This window comes from Bradyrhizobium sp. DOA1, assembly GCF_001593325.1.
In the GTDB taxonomy this organism is placed as follows: Bacteria; Pseudomonadota; Alphaproteobacteria; order Rhizobiales; family Xanthobacteraceae; genus Bradyrhizobium.
The window spans coordinates 5,854,845-5,872,344 of record NZ_JXJM01000001.1 but is presented as its reverse complement, the minus strand read 5'-3'; the positions used below and the strand labels follow the sequence as shown (position 1 = coordinate 5,872,344).

The 17,500-nt window shown below is 64.6% G+C and carries 17 protein-coding genes (1 of these 17 running past the window's edge); 6 read left to right on the top strand and 11 right to left on the bottom strand.

Annotation, left to right across the window (positions count from 1 at the left end; translation table 11 throughout):
- Positions 1-109 carry the 3' end of a hypothetical protein gene (locus SE91_RS27035; RefSeq protein WP_060734761.1) on the top strand. Its footprint begins 488 nt before the window's first position, so 109 of the gene's 597 nt are visible here — the last part of the coding sequence; its start codon lies off the left edge, out of view; it ends in the stop codon at positions 107-109.
- 239 nt (positions 110-348) lie between these two features.
- Here SE91_RS27035 and SE91_RS27030 read toward each other — a convergent pair whose 3' ends face one another.
- Both SE91_RS27030 and SE91_RS27025 read right to left on the bottom strand, forming a co-directional pair.
- On the bottom strand, positions 349-1,440 hold the full coding sequence (locus SE91_RS27030; RefSeq protein ID WP_061849809.1) for a TRAP transporter substrate-binding protein: 1,092 nt from the start codon (positions 1,438-1,440) through the stop codon (positions 349-351).
- Positions 1,441-1,762: 322 nt separating this feature from the next.
- Positions 1,763-2,854 carry a TRAP transporter substrate-binding protein gene (locus SE91_RS27025; protein WP_008543489.1) on the bottom strand — a complete coding sequence of 364 codons (1,092 nt, stop codon included), beginning with the start codon at positions 2,852-2,854 and terminating at the stop codon, positions 1,763-1,765.
- Between the two features lie 291 nt (positions 2,855-3,145).
- Here SE91_RS27025 and SE91_RS27020 point away from each other — a divergent pair, with 291 nt between their 5' ends.
- Entirely contained in the window at positions 3,146-4,231 is a 1,086-nt protein-coding gene (locus SE91_RS27020; RefSeq protein ID WP_061849808.1) for an SDR family oxidoreductase, read from the top strand.
- A 180-nt stretch (positions 4,232-4,411) separates the two neighbouring features.
- Here SE91_RS27020 and SE91_RS27015 read toward each other — a convergent pair whose 3' ends face one another.
- The 5 genes from SE91_RS27015 to SE91_RS26995 all read right to left on the bottom strand — a co-directional run bounded on the left by SE91_RS27015 (position 4,412) and on the right by SE91_RS26995 (position 9,876).
- Complete coding sequence (locus SE91_RS27015) at positions 4,412-5,716, bottom strand: NAD(P)H-dependent oxidoreductase (RefSeq protein WP_061849807.1); 1,305 nt, start codon at positions 5,714-5,716, stop codon at positions 4,412-4,414.
- Positions 5,717-5,878: 162 nt separating this feature from the next.
- On the bottom strand, positions 5,879-6,679 hold the full coding sequence (locus tag SE91_RS27010) for a phytanoyl-CoA dioxygenase family protein (protein WP_061849806.1): 801 nt from the start codon (positions 6,677-6,679) through the stop codon (positions 5,879-5,881).
- Between the two features lie 135 nt (positions 6,680-6,814).
- Complete coding sequence (locus SE91_RS27005) at positions 6,815-7,492, bottom strand: GntR family transcriptional regulator (protein ID WP_061849805.1); 678 nt, start codon at positions 7,490-7,492, stop codon at positions 6,815-6,817.
- A gap of 167 nt (positions 7,493-7,659) precedes the next feature.
- Positions 7,660-8,916, bottom strand: coding sequence for a M20/M25/M40 family metallo-hydrolase (locus SE91_RS27000; RefSeq protein WP_061849804.1), 1,257 nt, complete (start codon positions 8,914-8,916; stop codon positions 7,660-7,662).
- A gap of 96 nt (positions 8,917-9,012) precedes the next feature.
- On the bottom strand, positions 9,013-9,876 hold the full coding sequence (locus tag SE91_RS26995) for a sigma-70 family RNA polymerase sigma factor (RefSeq protein ID WP_061849803.1): 864 nt from the start codon (positions 9,874-9,876) through the stop codon (positions 9,013-9,015).
- Between the two features lie 99 nt (positions 9,877-9,975).
- Between SE91_RS26995 and SE91_RS26990 the strand changes: the two genes are divergently transcribed.
- Positions 9,976-10,434: a carboxymuconolactone decarboxylase family protein gene (locus SE91_RS26990; RefSeq protein WP_061851349.1), complete on the top strand. Its 459-nt coding sequence runs from the start codon at positions 9,976-9,978 to the stop codon at positions 10,432-10,434.
- Between the two features lie 57 nt (positions 10,435-10,491).
- Here SE91_RS26990 and SE91_RS26985 read toward each other — a convergent pair whose 3' ends face one another.
- A complete protein-coding gene (locus SE91_RS26985) occupies positions 10,492-11,304 on the bottom strand; it encodes an alpha/beta fold hydrolase (protein ID WP_061849802.1) in 813 nt (270 codons plus the stop codon).
- A gap of 2 nt (positions 11,305-11,306) precedes the next feature.
- Positions 11,307-12,125, bottom strand: a complete 819-nt coding sequence (locus SE91_RS26980) for an alpha/beta fold hydrolase (RefSeq protein ID WP_061849801.1) — start codon at positions 12,123-12,125, stop codon at positions 11,307-11,309.
- A gap of 132 nt (positions 12,126-12,257) precedes the next feature.
- Between SE91_RS26980 and SE91_RS26975 the strand changes: the two genes are divergently transcribed.
- Positions 12,258-12,800 carry a methylated-DNA--[protein]-cysteine S-methyltransferase gene (locus tag SE91_RS26975; protein WP_008543543.1) on the top strand — a complete coding sequence of 181 codons (543 nt, stop codon included), beginning with the start codon at positions 12,258-12,260 and terminating at the stop codon, positions 12,798-12,800.
- 141 nt (positions 12,801-12,941) lie between these two features.
- Here SE91_RS26975 and SE91_RS26970 read toward each other — a convergent pair whose 3' ends face one another.
- Both SE91_RS26970 and SE91_RS26965 read right to left on the bottom strand, forming a co-directional pair.
- Entirely contained in the window at positions 12,942-14,486 is a 1,545-nt protein-coding gene (locus tag SE91_RS26970; protein ID WP_061849800.1) for an acyl-CoA synthetase, read from the bottom strand.
- A gap of 116 nt (positions 14,487-14,602) precedes the next feature.
- Positions 14,603-15,775: an acetyl-CoA C-acetyltransferase gene (locus SE91_RS26965; RefSeq protein WP_061849799.1), complete on the bottom strand. Its 1,173-nt coding sequence runs from the start codon at positions 15,773-15,775 to the stop codon at positions 14,603-14,605.
- Between the two features lie 150 nt (positions 15,776-15,925).
- On the opposite strand from SE91_RS26965, the gene SE91_RS26960 reads away from it, so the two are divergent.
- Together SE91_RS26960 and SE91_RS26955 are read left to right on the top strand one after the other, a co-directional pair.
- Positions 15,926-16,585 carry a TetR family transcriptional regulator gene (locus SE91_RS26960; RefSeq protein ID WP_193409762.1) on the top strand — a complete coding sequence of 220 codons (660 nt, stop codon included), beginning with the start codon at positions 15,926-15,928 and terminating at the stop codon, positions 16,583-16,585.
- 54 nt (positions 16,586-16,639) lie between these two features.
- On the top strand, positions 16,640-17,398 hold the full coding sequence (locus SE91_RS26955; RefSeq protein ID WP_061849798.1) for an SDR family NAD(P)-dependent oxidoreductase: 759 nt from the start codon (positions 16,640-16,642) through the stop codon (positions 17,396-17,398).
- Positions 17,399-17,500: the final 102 nt, after the last annotated feature.

The window sequence follows — 17,500 nt, the reverse complement described above, 5'->3', positions numbered from 1 at the left end:
CGAAGCGCTGAAGACCCCGGCGCCGCAGATCGAGAACAAGGGTAATATCGATCTCATCGCCAGATATTACGACAAGCTGGCCGCCGCGCTCGGCGACGACGAGAACTGAGATCTTGTCCGCTTCCGTAGGGTGGGCAAAGGCGTGACGCGCCGTGCCCACCATCGGCCGCCGATCGCTGTAGATGCTCGGTGGGCACGCTTCGCTTTGCCCACCCTACGAGAGCGGGGTCGGCACTCGCTCTGCTCGTTTGTCCAGCACGACGAGCGAATTGCGCCGGACAGACAAACGCAAAAGCCCCGGAGACATCTCCGAGGCTTTCGTCGTTTCTGCGTTCGTCGCGCGATGCGCTACGTCCGCGTCCGCATCCGCATCATGAAGCTGTCGAAGCTCAGCTCCGCCACCTGTTGCCAGGCGAGCGTCTCGTTGCGGTAGGCGGTGAGGCTCGAATACATCTTGGCAAAGTGCGGGTTGTTCTTGGCAAGGTCGGCATAGATCTCGCCCGCGGCATTGTAGCAGGCCTCGAGCACTTCCTGCGGGAACGGTTTCAGGATCGCACCGGCGACCATCAGGCGCTTGAGCGCCGGCGGATTGACGTAGTCGTATTTGCCCGTGACCCAGGTGAAGGTATCGCGCGACGCCGTCTCGATCACCGCCTGATACTGCTTCGGCAGTGCGTTCCACTTCGCGAGGTTCATGATGTTATGGCCCTGGCCGGTGCCTTCCCACCATCCCGGATAGTAGTAATATTTGGCGACCTTCACGAAGCCGAGCTTCTCGTCGTCGTAAGGGCCGACCCATTCGGCCGCATCGATCGTGCCCTTCTCCAGCGCCGGATAGATGTCGCCGCCCGCGATCTGCTGCGGCACGCCGCCGACCTTCGCAATGATCGTGCCGGCGAAACCACCGACGCGGAATTTCAATCCCCTGAAATCATCCATCGACTTGATCTCCTTCCGGAACCAGCCGCCCATCTGGGCGCCAGTCGAGCCGGTCGGAATGCCGACAGAATTGTATTCCTTCAGGAGGTCGTTGAGCATCTCCGTGCCGCCGCCGAAATGCAGCCAGGCGATATGCGCGCGTGTGTTCAGTCCGAACGGCAGCGACGTGCCGAAGGTGAAGGCGGGGTTCTTGCCCCAGTAATAATACAGCGCCGTGTTGCCCATCTCGACGGTGCCGTTGGCCACGGCGTCAAGCACCTGCAGGCCGGGGACGATCTCGCCGGCGGCAAACGGCTGGATCTGGAATTTGTTGTCGGTGGCCTCGGCGACGCGCTTGCAGAAATATTCGCAACCGCCATAGAGCGTATCGAGCGCCTTGGGCCAGCTCGCCGCAAGGCGCCACCTCACTTCGGGTGATGACTGCGCGATGGCCGGCGCAGCGACGGCTGTGCTCGCGGCAAGCCCGGCGCCTGTCACTTTCAGAAATTCACGACGTTTCATGCGTATCCCTCCAATGCGCCGATTCCTCGACAAGGGAACGATCTTGGTGTCGTCTTGGCGTCGCCGATAATCGACGTGGTGTTTTAAAGATTTTGGCGTTTCCGAAGGCCCTTGGGGCTCTTTTTGAAATCCGCGCATCGCGGTATGGCGTCAGGATGACGGGTCGGCTCGCGATAATCAAGCGGCGTCGCACCCTCGCACTTGCGAAGCCTAGGCTCGGCAGCCGATTTCGTTGCGAAACGGCCGGCAAGACGTCGAAAACCCCGGAGTCGGCTCAACCTCCGGGGCTCCTTCGCCTTTCGTCGGGGAAGATTTCAGCGCATCATGTCTTGGCGCGCATCCGCGCCATGAAGCTGTCGTAGCTGAGCTCTGCAACCTGTGTCCAAGGCAACGAGTCGTTCTTGAACGCCATCATGCTCGCATGCATCTTGCCGAAATGCGGATTGGACTTGGAGAGATCTGCGTAGATCTCGTTGGCCGCATTGTAGCAGGCCTCGAGCACCTCCTGCGGGAAGCCCTTGACCTGTGCGCCGCTTACGATCAGCCGCTTCAGTGCGGGAGCATTCACCGCATCGTATTTCCCGGTGATCCAGGTGAAGGTGTCGCGCGATGCCGCATCGATCGCCGCCTTGTAATGCTTGGGCAGCGCATTCCACTTCTCGATGTTCATGATGTTGTGGCCCTGGCTGGTGCCTTCCCACCAGCCGGGGTAGTAGTAGTATTTGGCCACCTTCACAAAGCCAAGCTTCTCGTCGTCATAGGGGCCGACCCATTCGGCGGCGTCGATGGTGCCCTTCTCCAGCGCCGGATAGATGTCGCCGGCGGCGAGTTGTTGCGGCACGCTGCCGAGCTTGGAGAGGATCGTGCCGGCGAAACCGCCGATGCGCATCTTCAGGCCCTTCAGATCATCGACGGACTTGATCTCCTTCCTGAACCAGCCGCCCATCTGCGCGCCGGTCGACCCCGTGGGGATGCCGTAAACGTTGTGCTCTTTGAGCAGATCGTTGACGAGATCCTGCCCACCGCCCCACAGCAGCCAGGAAATCTGCTGCCGCGTGTTCAAGCCGAACGGCAGCGCGGTCGCGAAGGTAAACGCGGGATTCTTGCCCCAATAGTAGTAGAGCGCGGTGTTGCCCATCTCGACCGTACCGTTGGAGACGGCGTCGAGCACCTGCAGGCCCGGAACGATCTCTCCGGCCGCAAACGGCTGGATCTGGAATTTGTTGTCCGTGAGGTCGGCGACCTGCTTGCAGAAATATTCGCAGCCGCCATAGAGCGTGTCGAGCGCTTTCGGCCAACTCGTGGCATAGCGCCACTTGATTTCGGGGGAGCCTTGCGCGATTGCGGGCGCGGCAACAGCGGTGCTTGCAGCCAGGCTCGCGCCTGTCACCTTGAGAAAATCACGACGTTTCATGCGTATCCCTTCCATTGCGTCGATGCGTCGAGCAGGGAACGATCTTGTTGTCGTCTTGTCTTGGTCGAGGAACGACGTTCTTTTGTTTGCGATTTGCTAGCGTTTCCGAACGGCCCTGATGGGCTCTTTTTGCTGGAATTCCGATCGTTGCGGTTCCGTCAGCAAGGATGACCGTTCGCCCCGCGATGATCAAGCCGTCCGCCATCTCGCGGCTGCGAATGCGCGCCAGACACAAGTCGGGAGCGTCAGCGATTTGCTACAGGATTGGGCAACAACAAAGGGAGGCTCGCAATGACGGGCAAGAAAGTCGTGGTGGCCGGAGCGACCGGCCTCGTTGGCAACGCCGCGTTGCGGCACTTCGGCACATCGGAGCCTTGCGACGTCGTGGCGTTGTCCCGGCGCAAGCCGCGCAACCTCTATGGCGCCCGCCACGTGCCCATCGACCTCACCAGCGTCACCGATTGCAGCCGCGCCGCGCCCGAGCTGCGGGGCGCCACGCACCTGATCTATGCCGCGCTCTATGAGGCGCCGCAGCTCGTCGACGGCTGGCGCGATCAGCAGCAGATCAAGATCAACGACGTGATGCTGCGCAATCTGATGGGCGTGCTCGAGCCGGCGGCGCCCGAGCTCAGGCATGTCGCCCTGCTGCAGGGCACCAAGGCCTATGGCGTCCACGTTCGCCCGCTCACGGTGCCCGCGCGCGAGGGCCGCTCCGAAATGTACGAGCAACCCAACTTCTATTGGGCCCAGGAAAACTTTCTGCGAGAACTTCAAAAAGGCAAGGCCTGGCACTGGAGCATCCTGCGCCCCGTTCTGATCGTCGGCCTCGCCATGGGTGGCGCCATGGATCTGATCCCCCCGCTCGGCGTCTACGCCGCCATCTCGCGCGAGCAGGGCAGGCCGCTCGATTTTCCTGGTGGCGCCCCGCGCGTGGGCCAAGCCGTCGATGTCGATCTCCTCGCCCGCGCGATCGCCTGGTCGGGCGAGGCAAGGACAGCGCAGAACGAGGCCTTCAACGTCACCAATGGCGACGTGTTCACCTGGGAAAACATCTGGCCGGCTGTGGCGGACGCGCTGGAGATGAAGCCCGGCAAACCGGTCCCGATGTCGCTCGCCAAGGAATTCCCGAGCTGGGTCGCCCCTTGGGACGCCTTGCGCCGCAAACACAACCTGGTATCGCCCGATCTCGCCGAGTTCGTCGGCCTGTCGTTCCAATATGCCGACTACAGCATGCGCTATGGCCAGACCGAATCCGGCCCGCCATCGATCGTCTCCACGGTGAAGATCAACCGCGCCGGCTTTACCGAGATGATGGACACGGAAGACATGTTCCGGAAGTGGTTTCGGCAGGCGAAGGAGGAGCGGCTGTTGCCGTAGGGACCGTCGGAGGCAAGGCAGCGCGCTGTGCTTCCGCAAAGGTCGTCCTGCCCGGGCTTGTCCCGCCTGCGCGGCCGAAGCCGTTTCGGCGAGGCGAAGGCCCGGGCATCCACGGAGCAAACGTCTAAGGCGTGAATGGCCGGGTCAAGCCAAGCCATGACGCAGCGACGTTCTATCCCTCTACGCGAACGCCGTCTCCATCGCCTTCCTTGCCCTGATCGTCTCGTTGTTTGCATCGAATTCCACGTCGCTCCAGCGCACAATCTGGCCATGCGCGACGTCGTGCTTCAGCTTGAGACGATGTGCCAGGCCAATCGGCAAAGCGCCGATCTTCAGGCTCGCGGCCGCCGGTAGCAGCTTGCCCCACACCGTGTAGCCGCCTTCGCCATCCAGCATCTCGCCGGCGCGCAAATTGCGTTTGGCCACCGCCGCCACGTCGCCGCGGAAGCCCGTGGCCTGTCCGGTCGGTTCGCCCCGCAGCGCGGCCGACAGCACCGAGATGTTCAGCTCCAGCCCGATCAGATGATAGGGCTTGTACATAGCGGCGTAGCGTCCGCTGTGGTCCGTTTTGAGGCCATATTGCCTGAAGCAGTCGGCCGCATAGTCGTTCGGCGCCTCCAGCACGACATAGACGCCCCAGCGTAGATCGCGAAACACCGGCCGTCCGTCGCGCTCGAGCGAGGAGACCACCTCGACCACGCCCGCCCGCTCCAGCACGCCGCCGCGCGAGCGCGGCCGCATGACGTGCGGCAGTTCGTCGACGCCGCAGGGCGGAAACAGCAGGCCGTCCGCGGGCACGTCGAGGGCGCAGGCGTTGGCGATCGCGGCCATCTCGATCGCCGATTTGGTGCCATCGAGGAAGGAATTGAACATCTGCGGATTCATGCCGGCCGACTGCGCCTCACCGGCAGTGAGACCGTAATGTTGCCAGACACCGTCAGGCGTCACGTCGTGATAGGCCGGCAGATATTTCGTGCCCTTGCCGGCGGCAACCACGCGAAAGCCGGTGGCGCGGGCCCAGTCGACCATCTCCGCGGTCAGCGCCGGCTGGTCGCCATAGGCAAGCGAATAGACCACGCCCGCCTTGCGCGCTTCCTCCGCGAGCAGGGGGCCCGCCAGCACGTCGGCCTCGACATTGACCATCACGATGTGCTTGCCGGCCGCGATCGCAGCGCGCGCATGCTTGATGCCGACGGCGGGATTGCCAGTCGCCTCCACCACCACGTCCACTGCGCCGCCGGCGATGGCACGCACGCCGTCATCGGTGAATGTCGTCGCCGCGATGCGCTCTGCGTCCCAGCCGACGGTGCGGCACGCCTCGCGCGCGCGCTCGCGGTCGATATCGACGATGATTGGCACCTCCAGCCCCGGCGTGTGCGGCACTTGCGCCAGAAACATCGAGCCGAACTTTCCGGCGCCGATCAGCGCGACACGAACGGGCTTGCCGGCGGATGCGCGGGCCTGGAGGAGGCGGAAGAGGTTCATGGGGTGTCCAGTATGACTATCGTGTCCCGGACGCGGTGCAGCGCTTCTTCAGCGCTGCTCCGCAGAGCCGGGACCCAGAGAAAAACCATCCTTGCGGCATGGGCCCCGGCTCAGCAGCGCATCACTGACGTGCTGCGCCGCGTCCGGGGCACGAGACCGATCTTACTCTGCCGCCTGCCGCGGGGCACGGGCGAGCCGCAGCAGCGCGTCGTCCTCCACCGTCTTGATCGGCGCGAAATCGCGATGCGCGATGTAGTCCGGCCGCGTCGGGGTGCGGATGTAGTTCGAGACCGCGTTCAGCGTCAGGTACACGATCTTGCGCGGATAGGGCGTGATGTTGCCGGCCGAGCCGTGCACGAGATTGCCGTGGAACATCAGCATGCCGCCGGGCTTCCCTGTGGGCGCCACGATGCCGCCCTGCTTGACCAGACGCGTGACCGTGTCCTCGTCCAGCGTCCACAGCGGATAGGACGTGGTGGCGAGATCGTGCGAGGCTTCGAGATCGCCGGCATTCTGGCTGCGCGGCACCAGCATCAGCGGGCCGTTGATCGGCATCACCTCGTCGAGGAAGATCGCGATGTTCATTGCCCGCGGCTCCGGCATGCCGTCGTCGCGCTTCCAGGTGCCATAATCCTGGTGCCATTGCCAGACGTCGCCGGTGAAGGCGGATTTCGCGTTGATCTTGAACTGGTGCATGTAGACCGGCTCGCCGAACAGCTGCTCGACCGGCTCGATCATGCGCGGATGCGCGCCAAGAATGCCGAAGGCTTCGTTGTAGAGATGCGCGGCAAAGGCGGTGCGCGGCGCGCCGCTCTTCTCGCGCCAAACCTCCGGCCGGTTGGCGTCATAGATGCCGACCGCCTCGCGCGCGAGCAGGTCGACCTCCTCCTGGGTGAACAGCTCGGGCAGGAACAGCCAGCCCTCGCGGTGGAAGAACTCCAATTGCTCCTGAGACAGTTTCATGGGTCGTCCTCCTGTGGTTTTGTTGTTGTCATTCCGGGGCACGCGAAGCGTGAACCCGGAATCCATTTATCCTCAGCGCTTGCCGCCTGATGGATTCCGGGCTCGATGCTGCGCATCGCCCCGGAATGACGGCGGTTACGCCGCCACCTCGTCCGTCGCGCGCAATCTCTCCTCCGTCATCCGTCCTGCGGTCTGCGCATGCGCCAGCGCGGCGCGCTCGGCGGCCTTCGCATCGCCTGCGAGAATGTGCCTGGCGATGCCGGCATGCTCCGCCCAGGCGCTGCCGCGATAGTCGAGCTCGGACAGCACCGTCGCCATCGAGCGGCGCATATGCGGCCATTGCGGCGCGATCGTCTCCTCGATCACGGGGTTGCCAGCGAGTTGATAGATCGCACGGTGGAAATCGACGTCGAGTACGATCAGCTCGGCGAGCGCAGTGTTGCGGTCGATGCTGCGCCCCGCGACGAGCGCCGCCTCCAGCCGCGCGCGACCCGCAGCGTCGGTGCCTGCGCGCTCTGCGGCGAGCCGGGCAGCCAGCGCGTCGATGGCGCCGCGCACCTCGTAGAGCTGGCGTATCCGTGAAGGATCGAGCTGAGTCACTTCGAAGCCGCGCCTGCCGCTCTCGGCGACGAGGCCCTGCCGGTGCAGCAGATGCAGCGCATGCGACACCGGCTGGCGCGAGACGCCGAGCTTGTCGGCAAGCTCGTTCTGGCGGATGCGCTGGCCGGGCTGCAGCGTCCGGTCGGAGATCGCCTCCAGGATCCGGGCATAGACCTGGTCGATCAGGTTTGGGAGCGGGTCGAGGGGGATCACGCCGGCAGCTCCGAAGGTAGGGAATACGGAATTCCGTATTCAAAAATACGCGCTGTTGCAGCCGGCGTCAAGCGGTACCGCAGGACGGTGCCGCTCGTTGTGAGGGGACGGCTAAGCTATTGATATTGCTCGCGCCGCCTACTGTGCATGGGGTTGTTTTCGCCGTCTTATTTCTTCTTGCCCTGCTCGATCAGCATCCGGCTCATCAGATAGAGCCGCGGCACGATCGAGCCCGTGTCGATGAACTCGTCGCGGGCGTGATAGCCGAAGCCGGCGAGGCCGAAGCTCTCGACCACGATGGCCTTGCCGCTGCGGTTGGCGTAGCCGGCGTCGGTGGCGCCGCCGGTGATCTCGGTGATGTCGAGCTTGCGGTCGATCTCGGCATAGATCGCCTGGCCTTCCTGCGCCAGCGCGCGGCCGCGATCGCTGGCGACGAAGGGCGGACGGCCCGGCGTGATCGTCACCTTGGTTTCGGTGTCGGGCACGAGCTTCTGTTTCGCTTTGTCGTCGAGCGCCGCCTGCAATTTGGCGATGCCGTCTGGAATGGTGAGGCGGATATCGGCGCCGGCCTCGGCCTTCTCCGGGATCTGGTTGCGCACCGTGCCCGCCTGCGCAGTGGTCCAGTTCAGCTGCGTGCCCGGGATCGACTTGGCGACGTCCTTGGTCTGGAGCAATTGGTGCGCGAGCTCGATCAGCGCGTTGCGACCGAGATCGGGCGCGGCACCCGCATGCGAGGCGCGGCCCTTGACCTCCATCTTCGCGGTCGCCGTGCCGCTCGCGCCCAGCAGCAGCGCGTCGTTCCTGGCCGGAGGCGAAGCCGCGGTCGGCTCGCAGGACAGCACCACGTCGTGCTGGTCGGCGAGCTCCGAGATGATCTCGCCCGAGCCGATCGATCCGACCTCCTCGTCCGGATTGAGCGACACGGTGAGCCTGGCATAGTCCTGCCAGCCGGCATCCTTCAGGATCTTGAGCGCATGCAGGATCACCGCGATACCGCCCTTGTCGTCGGCGATGCCGGGCCCATAGATCTTCGTGCCGTCGACGCGGTACGGCTCGCTCGCCAGCACGCCGCGTTGATAGACCGTATCCATATGCGCGATCAGCATCAGCTTGCGGGTGCCGCTGCCCTGGAAGGTGGCGATCACCATGTCGGCGCGCGTGCCGGCGGTGGTCTTGCGCCGCTCGATGGTGGCGCCCAGCGCCTTCAGCCGAGCTTCGGTGAAATCGGCCATCTTCTTCAGGCCCTCGGCATCGCCGCTGCCGCTCTCGATCATCACCATGTCGCGCAGCGTCTCGATCAGCGGTGCCTTCTCCTGCTCGGCAGCCGCCTTGATCTTCTCGTCGGAGGCAGCGAATGCGGCCGTCGCAGCGGTGGCGAGGCCGAGCATCGACAGGGCGAACAGCGGAGTGAGGCGGAATGTCATGAGGAATCCTTTCGCGTCTTGAACGGCGGCGGCACTGCGCGCGATTGGCTTGAGCCTAGCATCGCGCGAGGCCCGATGCCACGCCGACTGACGCGTTTAGAGCACCTCCACCTTCAGCGCTGCGATCTGCTCGGCATCTGCGATGGTATCGATCGCCGCGATGCGGTCGTCTTTGAAGGCGACGCGGAGCGCGATGCGCAACTGTCCGCCGAGAATGACGGCGACGCCGATCTCGCCGTCGACCAGCGCGGTCCGCGCTGCGCGGGCGCGCCCCTTGTAGAGCTGCGCCACCGCATCCGCGCCCCGGATCTCGGGCAGCGTGCCGAGCCGCACCGCGGCGTCGTCGGCGCGGAACACGACGTCGGGATCGAGCATGGCGAGCAGGCCCTCGAAATCGCCTTCGCGCGATGCCTTGAGAAAGGCATCGACGATTCCGCGCTGACGCGACAGATCCGTCTCCGGCACCGGCGCGCCTTGCACACGGCGCCGCGCCCGGCTCGCCAGCTGCCGCGAAGCATCGACCGAGCGTCCGACGATCGGCGCGATCTCCTCGAAGGGAACGGCGAACATGTCGTGCAGCACGAAGGCGAGCCGCTCCGCCGGCTGCAACGTCTCCAAGACGACCAGCAGTGCTGCGCCGACGGAATCGGCCATTTCCGCCTCGCGCTCCCGCGTCTCGTCGGCCGGCTCCGGCACATGCGGACCCATCGGCTCCTCCTTGCGTGACTTCCGCGCGCGCAGCATGTCGAGGCAGATGCGCGCGACCACGGTCGTGAGCCAGCCGCGCAGGTTCGCAACATCGGACATGTCGTAGCGGCTGACCCGCAGCCAGGCCTCCTGCACGGCGTCGTCGACCTCGGCGCGGGACCCCAGCATCCGGTAGGCCACGGCACGTAAATGGTCCCGGCTGGCCTCGAACTGGTGGGTCAGAAAATTTTCTTCAGGATTTTCTTGGGTCATCGGTCACATTCCCTCAACGCGATCCGTCATGCCCATGACGAAGCCAATCCGGCCGATGTGACCGGAACCTTCGAAATTCGACAGATGGAGACGAAAATGATGCACGCCCGCATGAATCACCCGGTCATGGTCCTGCCGGAGGCCATGAATGTCCTTCAGTCCCTCGGCAATCTGAGCAAGCAGGGCCTGCCGGAAAAGCTCCTGGAATTGGTGCACCTGCGCGCCAGCCAGATCAATGGCTGCAGCGTCTGCGTCGACATGCATCCCAAGGTCGCACGCAAGCTGGGCGAGACCGACGAGCGTCTGTTCGCCGTGTCGGCCTGGCGCGAGGCGCCCTACTTCACCGAGGCCGAGCGCGCCGCGCTGGCGCTGACCGAAGCCGTCACGCGCCTCGCCGATCGTGAGGACCCGGTGCCGGATGCGATCTGGAACGAAGCCGCCAAGCATTTCGACGAGCGCGAGCTTGCAACGCTGATCGTGGCGATCGCGACCATCAACGTCTGGAACCGGCTCAATGCAACGATCAAGATGCCGATCGGTGTGTGGAAGGTGGCGTGAGACGGGCACCGCCCGCAAGCTCCCTCTCCTCGCAAGCGGGGAGAGGGAAGAGAGCGGCTACTCCGCCAAAAACCTGTTCACCACCTTGCCGAACTCCAGCGGGGCCTGTTCGAACATCCAGTGGCCGGCGTTCGGGATCACCGCCGTCCTGCTGCCCGCGATGTGCTGGGCCAGCACACGCCACATCACCGACAGGCTGCCGGTGGTCGCGCCGCCACCGATCAGCAGCGTCGGCGTCCTGATCGCTTGTGCGTCGCTGAGCGTATAAGGCCGCCGCTGCTCGTTGATCTGACCGAGGAAGGTCAGCGCGTTGTCACGCAGCTGCTGCTTCGCGGCGGCCGGCACGCGCCGCCAGGAGCCGTCGCCTTCGATGCCTTCGTAGAAGTTCTGCAGGGCGCCCTCGATGTCACCGGCGCGGATCATCTCGACCGACCGCACTGTGCGCGTCGCCAGTGATGGGTACGCGGGAGTACCGTCAGGCACCGGCAAGCTTGCGTCGAGATCGCCGCCCGGCTCGGCCAGCACCAGCTTGCGCAGCAGATCCGGCCGCGCCTGTGCGACGCGAAAGGCGATGTGGCCGCCGCGTGAATGGCCCATCAGGTCCACCGGTCCAGGCTTGACCTGCTCGACGAACGCGATGGTGTCGGCGACATGCTGCGCCATCTTGTAGTCGTCGCCGACGGCGTCCCAATGCTCGGGAAAGAAGTGCCGCAGGCTGACCGAGATCACGCGATGGTTCTTCGATAGCGGACCGAGCACGGAGTACCAGGTGCGGAAGTCTCCAAGCGTGCCGTGCACGCAGACCAGCGGCGGGCCCTCGCCGACTTCGAGATAGGCCATGTCGTAGTTGTTGACGCGGAATGATTGCATGGTCAGCTCGCCAGAAAATCCAGGACGATTTCGGAGTATTTTTGCGGCGCCTGCTCGAACATCGGATGCGTCGCATTCGGGATGATCGCGGTCTTGGAGTAGGGCACATGGGCGGCCAGCGCGTGCAGCACCTTGGGCAGCAGGCCTTTGGTCCGCGCACCCAGGATGAACAGCGTCGGCATCTTGATGGACTGCGCATCCGCCTTGGAGAAGGGCGGGCGATTGTCGCGGACCTGACCGATCAGCGTCATGGCGTTGTCGCGCAGATTCTGCTTCACCATCGCCGGCAGCCGCGGCCAGGTGCCGGCACCTTCCAGCGTGTCGACGAAGACGGCGAGGCCGCCGTCGACATCGCCGGCCGCGATCTTCTCGGCCGAGGCGGTGAAGCGCGCCAGCAGCGGCGACGGACCGCCGACGTATTCGGGATCGAGGCTGGCATCGAGCTCGCCGCCGGGCTCGGCCAGGATCAGCCGCCGCAGCAGATCCGGCCGCGCTTGCGCCGCGCGAAAGCAGATGTGCCCGCCCCGGGAATGGCCCATCAGGTCGACCGGGCCGAGGTCGAGCTTCTCGATGAAGGCGATGACGTCTTGCACATGCTGCGCGATCGAATAGGTATCACCGAGGCCGTCCCAGCGTGCCGGGAAGAAGTGCCGCAGGCTGACCGCGAGCACCCGGTGCCGCTGGCTCAGCGGACCGAGCACGCAGCCCCAGACCCGGAAGTCGTTGAGCGAGCCGTGCACGCAGACCAGCGGCGGGCGCCCTCTGTCCTCGCCCAGGTCGAGATAGGGCATGTGGTAACCGTTGACGTGAAGGCTTTGCATTCCGGGCTCGCGAGATTGGAACTCCTGTGCAAGATTCCCGGAAACCGGGTGGATCGCAACTATTTCCAAGCCTAGATTTCGCGGGAGTTCAAAGAGGGGGGCCTGCACGAGAAGCAAGCCAGGAACCAAGTCATGACCGACCAGCATTTTGCCCTCTTCGACACAAGGATCGGCCTGTGCGCCATCGCCTGGGGTCCGCGCGGCATCAACGGCACGCAACTGCCGATGGGCGGCGAGCAGAAGATCCGCACCCGCATCAGCCAGCGCCACCCCGAGGCGACCGAAGCCGAGCCGACCGCGGAGGTGCGAGAGGCGATCGACCGCATTACCAAACTGCTCGGGGGCGAGCCTGACGACCTCACCGACATCCCGCTCGACCTCGACGGCGTGCCGGAATTCAACCGCGGCGTCTACGACATTGCCCGCACCATTCCGCCGGGCAAGACCATCACCTATGGCGATATCGCCAAGCAGCTCGGCGGCGTCCAGCTGTCGCGCGATGTCGGCCAGGCGCTCGGCCGCAACCCGTGCCCGATCGTGGTGCCCTGCCATCGCGTGCTGGCGGCCGGCAACAAGCCAGGCGGCTTCTCCGCGAATGGCGGCGTGGTGACCAAGCTGAAGATGCTGGAGATCGAAGGCGCGCTGGTGAACCACACGCCGAGTTTGTTTGACTGACGCTCAAGGTTTCATGCCCCGGACGCAGTGCGGCACGAAGTGCTGCACTGCTGAGCCGGGGCCTAGCGTCTCGGCCACATGGGTCCCGGCTCTGCGGCGCACCGCTGCGCGCTGCACCGCGTCCGGGACACGAGACCTCTCCTAAATCTTCGCGGCCGTCTTCGGCCAATATTTGTCGCGCAGATGCCGCTTCACCAGCTTGCCCGTGGGCGTACGCGGCAGCTCGGCTTCGAAATCGACCGAGCGCGGGCATTTGATCGCGGAGAGGCGGGTCTTGCAGTAGGCGATCAGGTCGGCTTCGAGCGCCTTGCCGGCACGGCTCATGTCGTGCGGCTGCACCACCGCCTTCACCTCCTCGCCCATCTCCTCGTTCGGCACGCCGAACACGGCGACATCGGCGACGTCAGGATGCGTGATCAGCACGTCCTCGGTCTCCTGCGGGTAGATGTTCACCCCGCCGGAGATGATCATGTAGGACTTGCGGTCGGTGAGAAAGAGAAAGCCGTCCTTATCGAGATAGCCGACATCGCCGAGCGTCGACCAGCCTTTTGCGTTATAGGCCTTCTTCGTCTTCTCGGGATCATTGTGATAGGTGAAGGCCGGCGCATCGGCGAAATAGACCGTGCCGATCTCGCCGACCGGCTGCTCCTCGTCGTTCTCGTCCAGAATCTTGATCTTGCCGACCACGGCGCGGCCGACGCTGCCGCGATGCTCCAGCCATTGCTGCGAGTTGCAGACGGTGACGCCGTTGCCTTCCGAGCCCGCGTAGTACTCGATCAGGATCGGTCCCCACCACTCGATCATCTTGGCCTTGACGTCGATGGGGCAGGGCGCGGCGGCGTGGATCGCGCCCTTCAGCGTCGAGACGTTGTACTTGGTGCGGACCTCGTCCGGCAGCTTCAGCATGCGCACGAACATGGTCGGCACCAGCTGCGACTGCGTGACCTTGTATGTCTCGACCAGCTTCAAGAACTCTTCTGCGTCGAAATGCTCCATGATGATGGAGGTGCCGCCGAGCACGATGGCCATCATGTTGAAGCGCAAGGGAGCGGCATGATAGAGCGGCGCCGGAGACAGATAGGTGCTCTCGGCATTCATGCCGCACATGTCGGCGCAGAGCACGCGCAGGAACGCGTTCGGCACGTCGATCCTGTTGCCCTCGAACGCTTTCTTGATGCCCTTGGGCCGGCCGGTCGTGCCGGACGAATACAGCATGTCATAGCCCGCGACCTCGTCTCCGATCGGCGTCGTCGGCTGAGCGGCGGCTTCCTTGTCGTAAGAACGGAAGCCCGGCAGTGGCTCGTCCATCATGTAGAAGATCGGCTCGCCCGACGCGCCCTTGATGAGGTCCTTGATCTGATCGGCGCATTTCGGCGTGGTGATGACGACTTTGGCGCCGCAATCCTTGATGATGTAGTCGATCTCGTCCTGCTTCAGATAGCGGCTGATCGCGGTGTAATAGAGCCCGCTGCGTTGCGCGGCCCAGCACAGCTCCATGAAGGCGAGACGGTTCTCCATCAACAGCGCGATGTGGTCGCCGGCCTTGAGGCCAAGCGAGCGGAACAGATGCGCGCCCTGGTTGGAGAGCTCGTCGAGCTCGCGATAGGTGATCGCCTTGCCGGTGCCGGCCATCTGGTAGGCGATCTTGTCGGGCGTGGTCTTGGCGTGGATGGAGGGATGGGTCATGGCGTTCCTCAAAACGCGAATGGCGAGTAGCGAATGGCGAATAGGGAAGAAGGGCAAACTGCTCTTCGCCTACTCACCATTCGCTACTCGCCACTCACTACTCGCTTTTGCTCTTCTTACAGCCGTTCCACGATCGTCACGTTGGCCATGCCGCCGCCTTCGCACATGGTCTGCAGGCCATAGCGCTTGCCGCGCTGGTGTAAGGCGTGGACCAGCGTCGTCATCAGCTTGGTGCCGGAGCCGCCGAGAGGGTGGCCGAGCGCGATCGCGCCGCCGTTGACGTTGAGACGCTGCGGATCGGCGCCGGTGGTCTTGAGCCACGCGGTCGGCACCGAGGCAAAGGCCTCGTTGACCTCGAACAGGTCGATGTCGTCGATCTTCATGCCGGCCTTCTCTAGCGCGCGCTTGGTGGCGTGCAGCGGCGCATCCAGCATGATCACGGGATCGCCGCCCGTCATGGTCATGTGGTGGATGCGGGCGAGCGGCTTGACGCCGAGCTGCTTGAGGCCGCGCTCGTTCACCACCATGACGCCGGAGGCGCCGTCGCAGATCTGGCTGGCGCTCGCCGCGGTGAGCTTGCCGTTCTCGGCGATCAGCTTGACGCCCCTGATGCCTTCGATGGTGGCATCGAAGCGGATACCCTCGTCGATGTGGTGGGTGTCCTTGCTGCCGTCGGCGCGGGTGATCTCGAGCGGCACGATCTCCTTCTTGAAGTTGCCGGCTTGCGTCGCCGCGATCGCGCGCTGATGGCTATTGTAGGAGTATTCGTCGAGCTCGTCCTTGGAGAGGCCGTACTTCTCGGCCATCATCTCCGCGCCGGTAAACTGGCTGAACACGATGTTCGGATATTTCTGCTCGATGCCGGGGCTCTTGTAATTGCCAAACCCGTTCTTGGCCGGCAGCTGCGACGACAGCCCCATCGGCACGCGCGTCATCGATTCCACGCCGGCGGCGATCACGACGTCCATCGCACCCGACATCACCGCTTGCGCGGCGAAATGCAGCGCCTGCTGGGACGAGCCGCACTGGCGGTCGATCGAGGTGCCTGGCACGCTCTCCGGCAGCTTCGAGGCCATCACCGCGTTGCGCGCGACGTTGTTGGACTGCTCGCCGACCTGCATCACGCAGCCCATGATCACGTCCTCGACCAGGGCGGGATCGACCTTGGTGCGGTCGACCAGCTCGTCCAGCACCTTGGCGGCGAGATCGGCCGGATGCCAGCCGGCGAGGCGGCCCCCCTTGCGCCCGCCCGCGGTGCGCGCAGCGGCGACGATGTAAGCCTCGGCCATGTCGGTTCTCCCTGAATTCTTGATTGGGTCGGTTGTCGGGGGCGGATTTAAGGGGTGCGTGATCGTTTAGTCAATCGATCAATTAACTCTTGTGATGAGGCGCTGCTTGCGCTTATCTGCGCGCCTCTCGAAGGGCATTCAGGGATCTCCGTGGCTACCAGCGTACCGACCAAGCTCCCCAGCGGCAAAAATTCCACGGCAGAGAAATTGCTCGTGGCCGCGAGCGAGCTGATGATCGAACGCTCGTCGATCGAGATCTCGCTTTCCGACATCGCGCAGAAGTCGGGCGCCAATGCCGCGCTGGTGAAATATCATTTCGGCAACAAGGACGGTCTCTTGCTGGCGCTGCTCGAGCGCAATGCCGCGACCGAACTCTCCAATCTCGAATACCTGCTGGCGCAGCCGATCACGCCGACGGCGAAGCTGAAGCTGCATATCGGCGGCATCATCCGCGCCTATTACCGGTTCCCCTATATGAACCGATTGATCCACTATCTCTTGCACGAGACCAACACGGCTGCCGCCGACGAAGTCTCGAAATTCTTCGTGGCGCCGCTGCTCGACTTTCACCGTCGCCTGCTCGCCGACGGCGTCAGCCTCGGCGAATTCCGCGCCACCGATCCGGTGCTGTTCTACACCAGCCTGATCGGCGCCTGCGATCACCTGTTCTTCGGCCGGCACGCAATGTCTCGCGCGACCGGCGTCGGCCCGGTCACCGACGAAGTCTGCCGGCAATACATCAAGCACATGGAAACGCTGATCTGCGGCGGCATCCTCACCCAAGTCGAGGAAGCTGCCGCGGCCGGATAACCCGGCCGAAACTCTCAAGTCTAGAGAAGAAACGCCCAAGGAAAGGTATTTGCGATGCAGTTGAAAGACGTAGCCGTTCTCATCACCGGCGGTGGCTCGGGCCTCGGCGCCGCGACCGCTCGCGCCATGGCCGCCAAAGGCGCCAAGGTCGGCGTGATCGACCAGAGCAAGGAAAACGCCGAGAAGGTTGCGGCCGAGGTGAAAGGTGTCGCGCTCCATGCCGACGTCACCAGCGAGGAGCAGATCAAGGCGGCGATCGCGAAGGCGGAAGCAGCGCATGGCGTTGCCCGCGTGCTGATGAACTGCGCCGGCATCGGCGGCTCGCAGCGCATCGTCGGCCGCGACGGCGTCTACCCGCTCGAAAAGTTCGCGCGCATCATCAACGTCAACCTGATCGGCACCTTCAATTGCCTGCGGCTGTTCGCCGAGCGCCTGGTCACGATCGAGCCCGTCGGTGAAGAGCGCGGCGTCATCATCAACACGGCCTCGGTTGCCGCCTACGAGGGCCAGATCGGCCAGATCGCCTATTCGGCGTCGAAGGGCGGCGTCGTCGGCCTGACGCTGCCGGCCGCGCGCGACCTCGCCAGCCAGAAGATCCGCGTCAACACCATCGCGCCCGGCCTGTTCTTCACGCCGCTGCTGATGGGCCTCAATGAAGAGGCGCGCAAGAGCCTCGGCGCCCAGGTGCCGCATCCCTCGCGCCTTGGCGATGCCAATGAATACGGCATGCTCGCCGTGCACATCGTCGAGAACCCGATGCTGAACGGCGAGACCATCCGCCTCGACGGCGCCATCCGCATGGCGCCGCGGTAGGCGACGCATCTCTTACCCTCCCCTGGAGGGGAGGGTCGGCGCGAAGCGCCGGGGTGGGGTGATCTCTCCACTCGGGCACTGTTCAGTGGGGAGAGACCGTCA

Excerpts from the sequence above, each read along its gene's own strand:
- SE91_RS27030 (WP_061849809.1), bottom strand. The coding sequence starts at position 1,440 with ATGAAACGTCGTGAATTTCTGAAAGTGACAGGCGCCGGGCTTGCCGCG.
- SE91_RS27025 (WP_008543489.1), bottom strand. The coding sequence starts at position 2,854 with ATGAAACGTCGTGATTTTCTCAAGGTGACAGGCGCGAGCCTGGCTGCA.
- SE91_RS27020 (WP_061849808.1), top strand. The coding sequence starts at position 3,146 with ATGACGGGCAAGAAAGTCGTGGTGGCCGGAGCGACCGGCCTCGTTGGC.
- SE91_RS27015 (WP_061849807.1), bottom strand. The coding sequence starts at position 5,716 with ATGAACCTCTTCCGCCTCCTCCAGGCCCGCGCATCCGCCGGCAAGCCC.
- SE91_RS27010 (WP_061849806.1), bottom strand. The coding sequence starts at position 6,679 with ATGAAACTGTCTCAGGAGCAATTGGAGTTCTTCCACCGCGAGGGCTGG.
- SE91_RS27000 (WP_061849804.1), bottom strand. The coding sequence starts at position 8,916 with ATGACATTCCGCCTCACTCCGCTGTTCGCCCTGTCGATGCTCGGCCTC.
- SE91_RS26995 (WP_061849803.1), bottom strand. The coding sequence starts at position 9,876 with ATGACCCAAGAAAATCCTGAAGAAAATTTTCTGACCCACCAGTTCGAG.
- SE91_RS26990 (WP_061851349.1), top strand. The coding sequence starts at position 9,976 with ATGCACGCCCGCATGAATCACCCGGTCATGGTCCTGCCGGAGGCCATG.
- SE91_RS26985 (WP_061849802.1), bottom strand. The coding sequence starts at position 11,304 with ATGCAATCATTCCGCGTCAACAACTACGACATGGCCTATCTCGAAGTC.
- SE91_RS26980 (WP_061849801.1), bottom strand. The coding sequence starts at position 12,125 with ATGCAAAGCCTTCACGTCAACGGTTACCACATGCCCTATCTCGACCTG.
- SE91_RS26975 (WP_008543543.1), top strand. The coding sequence starts at position 12,258 with ATGACCGACCAGCATTTTGCCCTCTTCGACACAAGGATCGGCCTGTGC.
- SE91_RS26970 (WP_061849800.1), bottom strand. The coding sequence starts at position 14,486 with ATGACCCATCCCTCCATCCACGCCAAGACCACGCCCGACAAGATCGCC.
- SE91_RS26965 (WP_061849799.1), bottom strand. The coding sequence starts at position 15,775 with ATGGCCGAGGCTTACATCGTCGCCGCTGCGCGCACCGCGGGCGGGCGC.
- SE91_RS26955 (WP_061849798.1), top strand. The coding sequence starts at position 16,640 with ATGCAGTTGAAAGACGTAGCCGTTCTCATCACCGGCGGTGGCTCGGGC.